13 protein-coding genes and 1 rRNA gene are annotated in these 14,058 nt (G+C 73.9%); 11 read left to right on the forward strand and 3 right to left on the reverse strand.

What is annotated here, in order from left to right; all coding sequences use genetic code 11:
* From rrf to ACFWRT_RS37070, 3 genes are all read left to right on the forward strand, one after another.
* A 5S ribosomal RNA gene (gene rrf, locus ACFWRT_RS37060) occupies positions 1-92 on the forward strand; the annotation flags it as partial.
* Between the two features lie 212 nt (positions 93-304).
* Entirely contained in the window at positions 305-1,591 is a 1,287-nt protein-coding gene (locus tag ACFWRT_RS37065) for a hypothetical protein (RefSeq protein WP_380955982.1), read from the forward strand.
* Positions 1,588-2,301, forward strand: coding sequence for a tetratricopeptide repeat protein (locus tag ACFWRT_RS37070; protein WP_380955983.1), 714 nt, complete (start codon positions 1,588-1,590; stop codon positions 2,299-2,301). Before ACFWRT_RS37065 ends, ACFWRT_RS37070 begins: the two co-directional genes overlap by 4 nt.
* An 88-nt stretch (positions 2,302-2,389) precedes the next feature.
* Here ACFWRT_RS37070 and ACFWRT_RS37075 read toward each other — a convergent pair whose 3' ends face one another.
* A complete protein-coding gene (locus tag ACFWRT_RS37075; RefSeq protein WP_380955984.1) occupies positions 2,390-3,679 on the reverse strand; it encodes a DUF1015 family protein in 1,290 nt (429 codons plus the stop codon).
* 71 nt (positions 3,680-3,750) lie between these two features.
* Here ACFWRT_RS37075 and ACFWRT_RS37080 point away from each other — a divergent pair, with 71 nt between their 5' ends.
* Complete coding sequence (locus ACFWRT_RS37080; protein WP_380955985.1) at positions 3,751-4,794, forward strand: HAD-IIA family hydrolase; 1,044 nt, start codon at positions 3,751-3,753, stop codon at positions 4,792-4,794.
* A gap of 160 nt (positions 4,795-4,954) precedes the next feature.
* Positions 4,955-5,755 carry an ABC transporter ATP-binding protein gene (locus ACFWRT_RS37085; protein WP_380955986.1) on the forward strand — a complete coding sequence of 267 codons (801 nt, stop codon included), beginning with the start codon at positions 4,955-4,957 and terminating at the stop codon, positions 5,753-5,755.
* 71 nt (positions 5,756-5,826) lie between these two features.
* On the opposite strand, the gene ACFWRT_RS37090 is transcribed toward ACFWRT_RS37085, so the two are convergent.
* Positions 5,827-6,174 carry an SCP2 sterol-binding domain-containing protein gene (locus ACFWRT_RS37090; protein ID WP_380955987.1) on the reverse strand — a complete coding sequence of 116 codons (348 nt, stop codon included), beginning with the start codon at positions 6,172-6,174 and terminating at the stop codon, positions 5,827-5,829.
* A 174-nt stretch (positions 6,175-6,348) separates the two neighbouring features.
* On the opposite strand from ACFWRT_RS37090, the gene ACFWRT_RS37095 reads away from it, so the two are divergent.
* The 6 genes from ACFWRT_RS37095 (at position 6,349) to ACFWRT_RS37120 (ending at position 12,156) form a co-directional block, all read left to right on the forward strand.
* Positions 6,349-6,657, forward strand: coding sequence for a hypothetical protein (locus tag ACFWRT_RS37095; RefSeq protein WP_380955994.1), 309 nt, complete (start codon positions 6,349-6,351; stop codon positions 6,655-6,657).
* A gap of 7 nt (positions 6,658-6,664) precedes the next feature.
* Positions 6,665-7,480, forward strand: coding sequence for a TlyA family RNA methyltransferase (locus ACFWRT_RS37100; RefSeq protein WP_380955988.1), 816 nt, complete (start codon positions 6,665-6,667; stop codon positions 7,478-7,480).
* A gap of 8 nt (positions 7,481-7,488) precedes the next feature.
* Positions 7,489-8,394 (forward strand): NAD kinase, encoded by a 906-nt coding sequence (locus ACFWRT_RS37105; protein WP_380955995.1) that lies wholly within the window; start codon positions 7,489-7,491, stop codon positions 8,392-8,394.
* A 103-nt stretch (positions 8,395-8,497) separates the two neighbouring features.
* Positions 8,498-10,243: a DNA repair protein RecN gene (gene recN, locus ACFWRT_RS37110; RefSeq protein ID WP_380955989.1), complete on the forward strand. Its 1,746-nt coding sequence runs from the start codon at positions 8,498-8,500 to the stop codon at positions 10,241-10,243.
* Between the two features lie 81 nt (positions 10,244-10,324).
* Positions 10,325-10,879, forward strand: coding sequence for a hypothetical protein (locus ACFWRT_RS37115; RefSeq protein WP_380955990.1), 555 nt, complete (start codon positions 10,325-10,327; stop codon positions 10,877-10,879).
* 185 nt (positions 10,880-11,064) lie between these two features.
* Complete coding sequence (locus ACFWRT_RS37120) at positions 11,065-12,156, forward strand: glycosyltransferase family 4 protein (RefSeq protein WP_380955991.1); 1,092 nt, start codon at positions 11,065-11,067, stop codon at positions 12,154-12,156.
* Here the strand turns inward: ACFWRT_RS37120 and ACFWRT_RS37125 are convergent.
* Entirely contained in the window at positions 12,153-13,778 is a 1,626-nt protein-coding gene (locus tag ACFWRT_RS37125) for a PucR family transcriptional regulator (RefSeq protein WP_380955992.1), read from the reverse strand. The two genes, ACFWRT_RS37120 and ACFWRT_RS37125, sit on opposite strands and share 4 nt — an antisense overlap.
* Between the last annotated feature and the right edge of the window lie 280 nt (positions 13,779-14,058).

Here is a 14,058-nt window from a genome sequence, read left to right on the forward strand (position 1 = left end):
CGCCCGGTTACATTCCGAACCCGGAAGCTAAGCCTTTCAGCGCCGATGGTACTGCAGGGGGGACCCTGTGGGAGAGTAGGACGCCGCCGAACAATCTTTCAAGGACCCCTGGTCCCAGCGTTCACGCTGGGACCAGGGGTCCTTTTGTTTTTGTCGAAGCGCGTCGGAGGGTCGGCTGCGCGAGAATGTCTGTGGTACCCGAAGACAGGAGTCACACCCATGTCCACCAACTCTCCCGACGATCGTCCGGAGCGCGAGCCGCGTCGCCGGGACGGTGGTGACCGGGGCGGTTACCGCGGTGGTCGTGACGACCGGTCCGGTTCCGCAGCGCCTCGCCGTGACAACGACCGTGGCCCGCGCCGTGACGACAGCCGGCCCACGGGTAGCGGTACCGGTGGTGGCTTCCGCCGCGATGACCGCGACCGCGACCGGGATCGTGCGCCGCGTCGTGATGACAACCGCGGCGGTGGCTCCGGCGGCGGTTTCCGCCGTGACGACAACCGGGGAAGTAACTCCGGCGGTGGTTTCCGGCGTGACGACAACCGCGGTGGCGGCTCCGGCGGAGGGTTCCGTCGTGATGACAACCGGGGCGGTGGCTCCGGCGGTGGGTTCCGTCGTGACGACGACCGTGGTGGCCGTCCCAGCGGTGGTGGGTTCGAGCGTCGTGACGACCGGCCACGTGGGCCCCGTCGGGACGACGACCGTCCCAGCGGTGGCGGCTTCCCCCGTGACGACCGCAGCGGCAAGGCCGGGAGCGGTTTCCGTCGCGATGACAACCGAGGTGGCGGCTCCGGCGGTGGGTTCCGCCGTGACGATCGTGGCGGCCGGCCCACGGGTGGCGGCTTCGAGCGTCGTGATGATCGACCGCGTGGCCCTCGTCGCGATGACGACCGTCCCAGCGGTGGCGGCTTCCGGCGTGACGACAACCGCGGTGGTGGCTCCGGTGGCGGTTTCCGCCGTGACGACAACCGGGGCAACGCTGGTGGCTTCCGTCGCGATGACAACCGTGGCGGTGGCTCCGGCGGTGGGTTCCGTCGTGACGACGACCGTGGTGGCCGTCCCAGCGGTGGTGGGTTCGAGCGTCGTGATGATCGACCGCGTGGCCCTCGTCGCGATGACGACCGTCCCAGCGGTGGCGGCTTCCGCCGTGATGACAACCGGGGCGCTGGTTCCGGCGGTGGCTTCCGCCGGGACGACCGGGACCGGGACCGTGGGCCTCGTCGTGATGACGATCGTGGTGGGTACCGCGGTGGTCAGCAGCGTGACGACAGCCGTGGTGGCCGCCCGAGCGGTGGCGGCTACGAGCGTCGTGACGACCGGCCGCGTGGGCCCCGTCGGGATGACGACCGTCCCGGCGGTGGCGGCTTCCGCCGTGATGACAGCCGGGGTGGTGGCTTCCGCCGCGACGACCGTGACCGGGGCGGGGACCGTGGTGGTTACCGCGGCGGGCAGCGTGACGACCGTGACCGTGGTGGCTTCCGTGGCGGCCGGGACGACCGGGACCGGGACCGTGAGCCGATCAAGCGGCTGCCCATCCCGGACGACGTCACCGGTGACGAGATCGACAAGGACGTACGCCAGGAGCTCATGAGCCTGCCGAAGACCCTTGCCGAGGATGTCGCGCGCAACCTCGTCATGGTGGCCCGGCTGATCGACGAGGACCCGGAGGAGGCGTACGCGTACTCCCGTATCGCCCTGCGGCTGGCCTCGCGCGTTGCCGCTGTGCGCGAAGCGGCCGGGTTCGCGGCCTACGCGACGCAGAAGTACGCGGAGGCGCTCGCCGAGTTCCGCGCGTCCCGGCGGATGACCGGGTCCGTCGACCTGTGGCCCGTCATGGCGGACTGCGAGCGCGGTCTCGGCCGGCCCGAGCGGGCGATGGCCATGGCCGGTGAGCCCGAGGTGCAGAAGCTGGACAAGGCCGGCCAGGTCGAGATGCGGCTGGTGGCCGCGGGCGCCCGTCGCGACATGGGGCAGATCGACGCCGCCATCGTCACGCTCCAGAGCCCCGAGCTTGCCTCCAGCTCCATCCAGCCGTGGACGCCGCGTCTGCGCTACGCCTACGCGGACGCGCTGCTGGAAGCGGGGCGCGAGGACGAGGCCCGGGAGTGGTTCGGCAAGGCCCTGGAGGCCGACAAGGACGGCTCGACCGACGCGTCGGACCGGCTTGCCGAGCTGGACGGGGTCGCGTTCGTCGATGTCCTGGGTGACGACGAGGACGTGGAGTCCGTCGAGACCGGCGGACCCGTGTCCCCGTCCCCCGACGACTCGTCCGAGGGCGACGACGAGGTCGACAAGGCCTAGCCGCTGACAGCGGCACCGGAGCGCTGACACAGGAAAGGGGCGGGATTCCCTCGGGAGTCCCGCCCCTTTCTCATGCCCTGCGGCGCTCTCAGTCGCTGGTCAGGCTGCGCATGACCAGACCCGTCGCCGGCTTCGGCCCGAAGGAGGTCGACTTACGGGGCATGGTGACGCCCTGCCTGGCCAGGTCCCGGACGACCTCCTCACGTACCGGGTGCATGAGCACCGCCGTGGCGCCGAGGCGTTCGGCCTGCTCGACGGCGGCCTCGGTGTCGTGGATGTAACCGATGTGCTCGGGGGCGTCGGGGATCCGCCAGACGTCGTCGAGCAGCGCCGCGTGCAGGACCGTCGCGTCCAGGGTGCGCCACGCCTCGGGGCGGTCCGGCCGGATCGTACGGGCCAGCAGGGCCGGGTCCGGGCGGTCCAGCAGGTGGAAGCCGCCGTCACCGGCGAGGAGGTACGCGTTGCCCTCGGCCGCCGCGCCGGCCAGGGCGTCGAGCGCGCGGGGGAGCGGGCCTTCCACCGTACGGACCCGGAAGAGGCCCGAGACCGCGTCCAGCGCCCGGGCGACCGGCAGGCCGCGCAGCAGCCGGTGGATCGCGCGGACCTGGAGCGGGTGGCGGGTCGTGTCGACGAGGAGGACGAGGCCGAAGTCCCAGGGGCCCGGGGCGGCCTGTTCCCGCTGGAGCCGGAGGTAGGTGGCCCAGCGGTGGTGGCCGTCGGCGATCAGCGCCTGGTGGCGGGCGAGGTCCGTCTCGATCGCGGCGCGCTCGGCCGGGTCGGTGACGGCCCAGAGGCGGTGGTGGAACCCGTCCTCCGTCGTGGTGGAGAGCAGCGGTGCGCGCTCGGCCGTGCGCTCGATGACCGCCGCGGCGCCCCCCTCGACGCCCTCCTCGGCCCCGTCGCTGCGGTAGGTCAGCAGCAGTGGTTCCAGGTGGGCCTGCATCGTCCGCATCAGCTCCGCGCGGTCCGCGACGATGTCGTCCATCACGTCCTCGTGCGGCAGCACGATCCCGTCGGCGGCGGGGGAGAGGGCCAGGGCGCCGATCAGGCCGCGCTGGAGGATCTCGTCGTTGCGCTGCTCGTAGACGTACAGCGTGGGCGCCGGGTCCGGGGCGATCACCCCTTCGGCCAGCCAGCGCTCCAGCGTCCGCGCCGCCTGCCGGTGCCGGTCCTCGGCGGTGTCCGCCTGGGGGAGGATGAGGCGCACGATGTTGTGCGGGTCCGCCGATTCCAGGTGGTGCAGGCCGTCGGGCCGGACGACCACGTCGTACGGCGGCGAGGTCACCGCGGCCAGGCTGCCGACCCGCTCGGGGACGTAACGCAGTCCACGGAACGGGATCAGCCGCAGCCCCTGCTCGTCGGGGCCTGAAGTGTTCATTTGAGCATCGTATGTGTGCACGGGGCATGCGCGATGATCGGGGGAGCGGCACGAATGAGGAGCGGAGTCATATGAGCCAGCAGCACGACAGGTACCGGCCGGCGGGGAGCAGCACGGCGCTGAGCGCGGCGTACGACACGGCTCTCCTCGACTTGGACGGGGTGGTGTACGCGGGGGGCGAGGCGATCGTCCACGCCGTGGAGTCGCTGGGCACCGCGCGGGACGGTGGGATGCACCTCGCGTACGTCACCAACAACGCCCTGCGTACGCCGGACGCGGTGGCGGAGCACCTGACGGAGCTGGGCGTGCCCGCCGAGGCCGCCGATGTGATCACCTCGGCCCAGGCGGTGGCCCGGCTGATGGCCGACCAGCTCCCCGCCGGGTCCCGTGTGCTGGTCGTCGGTGGGGAGGGGCTGCGGGTCGCGCTGCGGGAGCGCGGTCTGGTGCCGGTGGAGTCGGCGGACGACGATCCGGTGGCCGTGGTCCAGGGGTACGGCGGGCCGGATCTGGCGTGGGGGCGGTTCGCCGAGGCGAGCTACGCCGTGGCGCGCGGGCTGCCGTGGTACGCGTCCAACACCGACCTGACCATCCCGGGCGCCCGGGGCATCGCGCCTGGCAACGGTGCCGCCGTGGAGGTCGTACGGATCGCCACCGGCGCCGAACCCCAGGTCGCGGGGAAGCCGTTGCCGCCGATGCACCGGGAGACGGTGCTGCGGACCGGGGCGAAGCGGCCGCTTGTCGTCGGGGACCGGCTGGACACGGACATCGAGGGCGCGTTCAACGGGGGCGTGGACTCGCTGCTCGTGCTGACCGGGGTGACGGACGCCGCCCAGTTGCTCGCCGCACCGCCGCAGCACCGGCCGACGTACGTGGACCGGGACCTGCGGGGGCTGCTCACCGGGCAGCCCGAGGTGACGGTGGAGGGTGACGCGGGCGAGGTGTTCCGGTGCGGAGGGTGGAGCGCGGTCGTACGGGACGGGGAGAAGCTGGTCCTGGAGGGTGAGGGGGATCCGCTCGACGGGCTGCGGGCGCTCTGCGGGGCCGCGTGGACCTTCGCCGGGGACGGGGCGTTCGGGCTGGACACGGAGAAGGCGGTCGCCGCGCTCGGGCTGTGACAGGGCCCTCAGGGGTGTGGCCGGAGGTGCGCGGGGAGGGGGTGCCCGGAGCGCTACGGCGAGGGGCGCCAAGGGGAAGATAGGTTAACCTAACTTGGTGCTGGTCGGAGGCCTTCCGGCCTTGATCCGCCGGACACCCCCTGCCTCCGGGAGTACGACCATGCAGCGCCTCACCGCAGAATCGGTGACCCTCGGCTACGACCAGCGGGTCATCGCCGAGGATCTCTCGGTCGAGATACCCGACCACTCCTTCACGGTGATCGTCGGACCCAACGCCTGCGGCAAGTCGACCCTGTTGCGCTCACTCGCCCGGATGCTGAAGCCCAGCCGGGGGCAGGTGCTGCTGGACGGGCAGGTCATCCACCAACTGCCCGCGAAGAAGGTCGCCCGCACGCTGGGGCTGCTGCCGCAGTCCTCCATCGCACCCGACGGCATCACCGTCGCCGACCTCGTCGCCCGGGGCCGCTACCCCCACCAGGGGCTGCTGCGGCAGTGGTCGCCGGAGGACGAGCGGGTGGTCCAGGAGTCCATGGAGTCGACCGGGGTCGCCGAGCTCGCCGACCGTTACGTGGACGAGCTCTCCGGCGGCCAGCGGCAGCGGGTCTGGATCGCCATGGCCCTGGCCCAGCAGACGCCGTTGCTGCTGCTCGACGAGCCGACGACGTTCCTCGACATCCAGCACCAGATCGATGTGCTCGACCTCTGTGCGGAGCTGCACGAGACGCAGGGGCGCACGCTCGTCGCCGTACTCCACGATCTGAACCATGCCGCGCGGTACGCCACGCACCTCATCGCGATGCGGGACGGGGCGATCGTCGCGGAGGGGGCGCCGTCCGATGTGGTGGACGCGGCGTTGGTGGAGCGGGTGTTCGGGATGCGGTGTCAGGTGATCGACGATCCTGAGACCGGTACGCCGCTGGTCGTGCCGGCGGCCCGCAAGGCGCGGAAGGTCGCTGCCTGAGGGGGGTGAGCGGATGCGGGTGGCGCCCTGGTCGGCGCTTTTGTCCTCAATCGCCGGACGGGCTTGAGGTGCTACAGCAGTGATTTCAGCTTCAGCAGGTCCCGGAAGCCCGCCTCCAGCCGTACGCGGCCCGAAGCCCACGCCTTCGCGAAGTTCAGGTCGCCGTCGACCAGGGCCACCAGGTCGTCACTCGTCATCGCGAGCCGGATCTCCGCCTTCTCGCGGGGCGGGCCCTCCACCGTGTCCTGGACCTGGATCCGGCCATCGGCCAGGCGGCCGGTGAACGTGATGCCGAGGTCCTTGATGTGACAGCTCAGCGAGCGGTCGAGCGCGGCGGCGGCGCGTACGTCGCCGTCGGCCGTCGCGAGGTTGTCGGAGAGTTCGTCGAGTGCGCTGCGGCACTCCGCCATGGTCGCCATCGCCCTCGACGGTACACCGGCCCGTCGCGGTAGCGTTTCGGCATGAGCGACTGGACGCCGGAGGCGGGAGCCCCGCCCGTGAGCACGCCCGAGGACGTGAGCACGCCCGAGGACGTGAATCCGCGCGAGGACGTGAACGCGCCCAAGGACCTGAGCACGCCCGAGGAGCCGGACCTGCCCCAGGACGGGCCCGCAGCCGACGCGCCCTCCTTCGAGCCCGCCGAGCCCGCACCCCTGGGCGTGGAGCGCACCCCCACCGGCCGGGCCGAGGTGGACGCCCTGCTGGAGCGGCTGGCCGACGCGGACCACCTCCCGGCGGACGGGCACACCGAGGTGTACGAGGATGTACACCGTGGGCTCAAGTCCGCGCTGACCTCGCTGGACGCCCGTCCGGCCGGGGACGCGCGTCCGGCCCCCGCACCCGGGCCGCCCAGGCCCGGACCCACCCCCGCGTACGACAACACGCACGACCACAGGAGCTGAACCGAACGTGGCAGGAGTGGCACGTCGCCGCCTCGACGCCGAGCTGGTACGTCGCAAGCTCGCCCGCTCGCGCGAGCACGCGAGCCAGCTGATCGCCGCGGGGCGGGTCACCGTCGGCCGGACCACCGCGACCAAACCCGCCACCCAGGTCGAGACGGCCGCCGCGATCGTCGTGACCAAGGACGACGACGACCCCGAGTACGTCTCGCGCGGCGGCCACAAGCTGGCCGGGGCGCTCGCCGCCTTCGTCCCGCTCGGGCTGACGGTGGAAGGGCGGCGGGCGCTGGACGCCGGGGCCTCCACCGGCGGGTTCACCGATGTGCTGCTGCGGGCCGGGGCCCGGCAGGTCGTCGCCGTCGACGTCGGGTACGGGCAGCTCGCCTGGTCGCTCCGGTCCGATGAACGTGTCATCGTCAAGGACCGTACCAATGTGCGGGAGTTGACGTTGGAGGACATCGACGGGGAGGCGGTCGGCCTGGTGGTGGGGGATCTGTCCTTCATCCCGCTCGGGCTCGTGCTGCCCGCCCTCGCCCGGTGCGCGGCGCCCGACGCGGACCTGGTCCTCATGGTCAAGCCGCAGTTCGAGGTGGGCAAGGAGCGGCTCGGCAGCGGCGGGGTGGTGCGCAGTACGGAGCTGCGCGCCGAGGCGGTACGTGAAGTGGCGCGCCGGGCCTGGGGACTCGGGCTCGGCGTACGAGGGGTGACGGCCAGTCCGCTGCCCGGCCCCTCGGGGAACGTCGAATACTTTCTGTGGCTGCGGGCCGGCGCACCTGAGCTGGATCCCGCGGATGTCGACCGTGCAGTGGCGGAGGGGCCCCGTTGACGACGAATGTGACGACGAACGCGGCACGAACAGTCTTCCTGTTGGCGCACACCGGCCGCCCGGCCGCGATCCGCAGCGCGGAGCTCGTCGTGCAGGGCCTGCTGCGCAACGGGCTCGGTGTACGGGTTCTGGCGACCGAGGCGGCCGATCTGCCGCTCCCGGACGCCGTGGAGACGGTCACCGACACCTCCTGCGCCGCTGTCGACGGCTGCGAGCTGCTGATCGTCCTCGGCGGTGACGGCACCCTGCTGCGCGGTGCGGAGTTCTCCCGCGCCTCCGGGGTGCCGATGCTCGGCGTCAACCTGGGCCGCGTCGGCTTCCTCGCCGAGGCCGAGCGCGACGACCTCGACAAGGTGGTCTCGCGGGTCGTCACCCGCGACTACGAGGTCGAGGAGCGCATGACGATCGACGTCCTCGTGCATGCGAACGGTGACGTCGTCCACACCGACTGGGCGCTCAACGAGGCGGCCGTGCAGAAGGTGTCGCCCGAGCGGATGCTCGAAGTCGTCCTGGAGATCGACGGGCGGCCCGTCACCGGGTTCGGCTGCGACGGGATCGTCTGCGCGACGCCGACCGGCTCGACCGCGTACGCCTTCTCGGCGGGCGGGCCCGTGGTCTGGCCGGAGGTGGAGGCGCTGCTGATGGTCCCGATCAGCGCCCACGCCCTGTTCGCCAAGCCCCTGGTGACCTCGCCCACCTCCGTGCTCGCCGTGGAGGTCCAGCCGCACACGCCGCACGGGGTGCTGTGGTGCGACGGGCGCCGGACCGTCGAGCTGCCGGCCGGAGCGCGGGTGGAGGTGCGGCGGGGGGCGGTGCCCGTACGGCTGGCGCGGCTGCACCAGGCCTCGTTCACCGACCGGCTGGTGGCGAAGTTCGCGCTGCCGGTGTCGGGGTGGCGGGGCGCGCCCCACTGACCGGCCGGGAGGTATTCGACGGCCCCGCGACCCCGGGAACGCTCGGGAGAGTGAATCCGGGAGCGGGGGCCGTCGCGCGTCCGCCTCGGAACCTCGTAAGGTCATGTCCGTGTTGGAGGAGATGCGGATACGGTCGCTCGGAGTCATCGACGACGCGGTGGTGGAGCTGTCACCCGGCTTCACCGCGGTGACGGGTGAGACCGGCGCGGGCAAGACCATGGTCGTCACGAGCCTCGGGCTGCTGCTCGGCGGGCGCGCCGACCCCGCCCTCGTACGGGTCGGGGCGAAAGCCGCGGTCGTCGAGGGCAGGATCACGGTGTCCGAGGGCGACGCTGCGGCGCTGCGGGCCGAGGAGGCCGGGGCGGAACTCGACGACGGTGCGCTGCTCATCAGCCGTACCGTTTCGGCGGAGGGACGCTCACGGGCCCATCTCGGCGGCAGATCCGTGCCGGTGGGGATCCTCACCGAGCTGGCGGACGAGCTGGTCGCCGTGCACGGCCAGACCGACCAGCAGGGCCTGCTCAAGCCCGCGCGGCAGCGGCAGGCGCTGGACCGGTACGCCGGGGACGGCGTGGAGGTCCCGCACGCGAAGTACGCGGCGGCCTACCGGCGGCTGCGCGCCGTCGCCGCCGAGCTCGACGAGCTGATCACCCGGGCCCGGGAGCGGGCCCAGGAGGCGGATCTGCTGCGCTTCGGGCTGAACGAGGTCGCCGCCGTGGAGCCGTTGCCGGGGGAGGACACCGAGCTGGCCGCCGAGGCGGAGCGGCTCGGGCACGCGGAGGCCCTCGCCTCCGCCGCCTCGCTCGCGCACACCGCGCTGGCGGGCAATCCGGAGGACCCCGAGGGTGTCGACGCGACGACGGTGGTCGCCGCTGCCGGGCAGTCCTTGGACGCGGTCCGGGCTCACGATCCGGCGCTGGCCGCGCTGGCCGACCGGATCGGGGAGATCTCCATCCTGATCGCCGACGTCTCCGGCGAGCTCGCCGGGTACGCCGACCAACTGGAGGCCGATCCGCTGCGGCTGGCCGCCGTGGAGGAGCGGCGGGCCGCGCTCACCACCCTGACCCGCAAGTACGGCGAGGACATCGCTGCCGTGCTCGCCTGGGCGCAGGAAGGCGCGGGCCGGCTCACCGAGCTGGAGGGCGACGACGAGCGGATCGGCGAGCTGACCGCCGAGCGGGACGCGTTGCGCGCCGAACTCTCCGCGCTGGGACAGGCGTTGACCGACGCCCGTACGGAGGCCGCCGCCCGGTTCGCCGAGGCGGTGACCGAGGAGCTGGCATCGCTCGCCATGCCGCACGCCCGGGTCTCCTTCGCCATCCGGCAGGCCGAGGCGGCCGACGAGGCGTCCGGCATCGACATCGGCGGGCGGAGCGTCGTCTACGGCCCTTCGGGCGCCGACGAGGTGGAACTGCTGCTCGCCCCGCACCCCGGGGCCCAGCCCCGGCCTATCGCCAAGGGCGCGTCGGGCGGTGAGCTGTCCCGGGTGATGCTCGCGGTCGAGGTCGTCTTCGCGGGGTCCGACCCGGTGCCGACGTACCTCTTCGACGAGGTCGACGCGGGTGTCGGCGGCAAGGCGGCGGTCGAGGTCGGGCGGCGCCTGGCCAAGCTCGCCCGGTCCGCGCAGGTCGTGGTCGTGACGCACCTGCCGCAGGTGGCGGCCTTCGCCGACCGCCAGTTGCTGGTGGAGAAGACCGTGGACGGTTCGGTGACCCGGAGCGGGGTCACGGTCCTGGAGGGCGAGGACCGGGTCCGGGAGCTGTCCCGGATGCTGGCGGGCCAGGAGGACTCCGAGACGGCCCGCGCCCACGCGGAGGAGTTGCTGGCGACGGCGCGCAAGGACGGGTGACGAGGTGTACGGGGCCGGGCGGAAGTCTCCCGTCCGGCCCCGTACGCGTACCCGTCCCGTACCCGTATCCAGGCTTCCTCCATGGGTACGAACGTGGGCAGGGCCGTCGTTGTCGCAGGTCTCGTGGGTGCGGGGGTGTACACGGTGCTGAGCCGCCGTCGTACAGACCCCGCCTGGCTGCGGACGAATCACGCCGGCCGGATGGTCACCTTGTACGCCGGGCCTGCGGCCGTTCTCGGTGGCGCCGCCAGGATCGCCGCTGCGCCGGGGCCGGTCCGGGCGCGGGTGGCCGGAGCGCTGGCGGTGCCGGCCGCCGGGGGCTGCGGTGCGTACGACGACCTGGTGGGGGCCGATGACCCGCGCCGGGGGTTCCGGGCGCATCTCGGGGCGCTGCGCGAGGGCGAGGTGACCAGCGGGGCCGTGAAGCTCTTCGGGATCGGGGCGGCGGGGGTGCTGGCCGGGCGCGGTGGACGTCACGGCGGTCGTACGGGGCGTGCTGCCCTGGCCGGCGGGCTCGTGGCGGCCGCGGCGAACGGGGAGCGGGTCAGTGGTCTCGCCCGCCGCGCTTCGGGGGTGCTGAGGCGTGCGGTAAGGGCCGGGCAGGGCGTGCGGCGGGGTGTTCGGGGCCGCCGGTGATGGCAACTTCGCGCCTCTGAGTTCACTCGTGAGGGTGGTGCCGCGTGACCCGTTGTCGCCGCGTGGTCAGCAGCAACGTTCCGGCAGTCCCGGAACGCGCGTACGGACTGGCATCCTTGGCGCTGTACTCACGACTCACGACTCACCACTGACCACCGACTCGGGGACCCCGGGAGCCAATCAACGTGTCACAGCTGCGTACGGTCCAAGTCCTGGGCGGCGGCAGTGCGGGCAGCAGCGCGCACGTCAGCTCGCTCGCCGCGGGGCTGGTGGCGCGCGGGGTGCAGGTCACCGTCTGCGCCCCGCCCGCCGTGGACCACGCCTACGGCTTCACGGCGACCGGGGCCCGCTTCCTGCCGGTGCCCCGGCGCAGCGACCCGGCCGCCGTCGCCGCGCTCCGCGCCGCCTGCGCGGGGGCCGACGTGGTCCACGCCCACGGGCTGCACGCCGCCTCCCGCACCGCCTTCGCCCTGAGCGGCCGGACCGTGCCGCTGGTGCTGACCTGGCACACCCGCCGGTACGCCGAGGGTGCCCGCCGCCAGATCCTGCACCTGCTGGAGCGAAGGGCCGTACGGGCGGCCGCCGTCGTCCTCGCCCCCTCCTCCGACCTGGTGGACCGGGCGCGGGTCCGGGGGGCCCGGGACGCGCGGCTCGCCCCGGTGGCCGCCCCCGTACCGCGCGCGGCCGGCACCCTGCACGACGGCAAGGCGCGGGCCGAACTGGGCGCGGTCGAGCGGCCGTTGCTGATGGCCGTCGGCAGCCTCGTGCCGCACCACGGCTTCTCCACCCTGCTGGACGCCGCCCGCGTCTGGCGCGGGCTCGACCCCGTACCCCTGCTCGTCATCGCGGGGGAGGGGCGCGAGCGGGCGGCCCTGCAACAGCGCATCCAGGAGGAGGAGTTGCCCGTACGGCTGATCGGATGCCGGGACGATGTCGGTGAGCTGATCGCCGCCGCCGACCTGGCCGTGCTGCCCAGCCGGTGGGAGGGTCGCTCCCTGCTGGCGCAGGAGGCGCTGCGACTGGGGGTGCCGCTGGTGGCGACCGAGGTCGGCGGTGTGCCCGAACTGGTCGGTCAGGCTGCCGAGTTGGTGCCGTTCGGCAACGCGGAGGCACTCGCCCGTACCGTGGTGCGACTGCTGGGGGACCGTGAGCGGTGCGCGCGGCTGGCCGAAGCGGGGCGGGAGCAGGCGGCGAGCTGGCCCACCGAGGACGACACGATCGCCCATGTGCTCAGCGTGTACGACGAGTTGGCGCAGCCGCTGCCTTCACGTACCTAGTTCGTATGGCGGCGGGCCCGTAGTGCCAGGCTGAGGGCCAGGACCGTCTGTGGGTCGTCCAGGTCCGTGCCGAGCAGCTCGCCGATCCGGGCCAGCCGGTTGTAGAGCGTCTGGCGGTTCAGGTGCAGCTCGCGCGCGGTCTCCGCCTTGCGGCCCGCGTGCGCCAGATACGCCTGGAGCGTCGGCAGCAACGGCGGGCGCGAGGTGCGGTCGTGCTCGCGCAGCGGACCGATCGCCCGGTTCACGAACGCCGCCAGGTCCGGGTGGTCCCGCAGCCGCCACAGCAGCAGGTCGATGTCGAGCCGCCGGGCGTCGTACCAGGGCCGGTCGTCAAGACCCTGCGCCGCCGTCGCCGTCTCCGAGGCGTGCCGCAGCCCCGCGCCCGCCGCCGCCCAGCTTCCGGCGACGCCGACCACGACCACCGGCGGCTGCGACCCGGCCCGGTCGAGGCCCGCCCGCCCCACGCCCGCCCGCAGCGCCGCCGCCACCCGGTCCGCGACCGCCGTGCGCTCGCCCTCCGAGCGCAGCCCGAGCAGCAGCGGCACCCGCCCCTCCACCGGCCGTACGCCCAGCAGCACCGGCACGCCGACCGAGGCCAGCTCCTCCAGCACCGCGCGGGCCAGCAGCGCCCAGTTGCCCGACGGGGACAGCTCGGGCGCCAGCCGCATCACGACCGGCAGGAGCGGTGTGTCGCCGGGCCGGAAGCCGAGCACCCGGGCCTGGCCCGGGGCGTCCTCCGGGGTGATCCGGCCCTCCGCGAGGTCGGTGAGGAAGTCGCCCCGGCCCCGGGCCGCCAGCTCCTCCTCCTGCCGGGCCTGCATCAGGACGACGGCCAGCAGGCCCGCCGCCCGTTCGGCCGCCATCCGGTGCACGGTGGCCAGCGGTCCCGCGACGGCGAGCAGCACCAGCCGGGCCCGTACGGCACCGGTGTCCGGACCGCCGCCCGGCACGTCCACCAGGAGCGCACCCGTCGGCGGCGACTCCCGGGCCGCCCGGTCGCCGCGCATCCCCTCCCAGACCTGGAGCGGGTCCGCGCCCACCGGCCCCGTGCCCGTGGACGCCGCGTACAGGAGCTGGCCGTCCGGCGTCTCCAGGAAGACCGGGTTGGCGGTGAAGTCGGCGAGGATGCCGAGCACCTGCGGCACCCCGCCGCCGTCCAGCAGCGCCCGGGTGGCGCGGCGGTGCACCTCCTCCGCCTGCTGGAGCAGGGCGTAGTGCCCGTTGACGATCTCGGTGTGCACCTCTTCGGTCACCGCGACGAACGGGACCTCGCGGTGGAGCTGCACCAGCGGAAGGCCGGCCGCGCGGGCCGCGTCCACGATGGAGGCGGGCAGCCGGCTGAAGCGTGGGCCCAGCTCCACCACCAGGGCGGCGATGCCCCGGTCGGCGAGGCGGCGGACGAAGGCGCGCTGCTCGGCGGGGCGGGTCCCGAGGCCCAGGCCGGTCGTGAGGAGCAGCTCGCCGCCCTTGAGGAGCGAGGCGATGTTGGGAACCTCGCCCGCGTGCACCCAGCGCACGGTGCGGCTCAGCCGGTCCGCGCCGGCCACCACCTCCGGGAGGCCCGCACGCAGCCCCGGCAGCTCCAGTGCCCGCTGCACGGTGATTCCGCTGTGGCTCTCCACGTACCCGGCCCGCTTTCGCCTTGATCCCGCCGCCCGTACCCCGGGCGGTCGTCCTGTTCAGGACGCTACCGCCCGGGGCGCGGGGTGCGCATGGCAGGGGAGGCGTGGAGAGTGTGGGGCCAGGCGGCCGTGGAGGCTCCGGACGGCCTGCCGAAGGACGGGCGGGGGCCCGGGCCCCCCCCCCCCGGGGGGGGGGGGGGCCCCCCCCCCCCCCCCCAAAAACCCCCCGGAGCACCCCCGCGCCCCGCCCGGCCCCCCCCCCCCCCCCACAGGGGCGCCC

This window comes from Streptomyces cyaneofuscatus, from assembly GCF_042718795.1.
Lineage (GTDB): Bacteria > Actinomycetota > Actinomycetes > Streptomycetales > Streptomycetaceae > Streptomyces > Streptomyces cyaneofuscatus_A.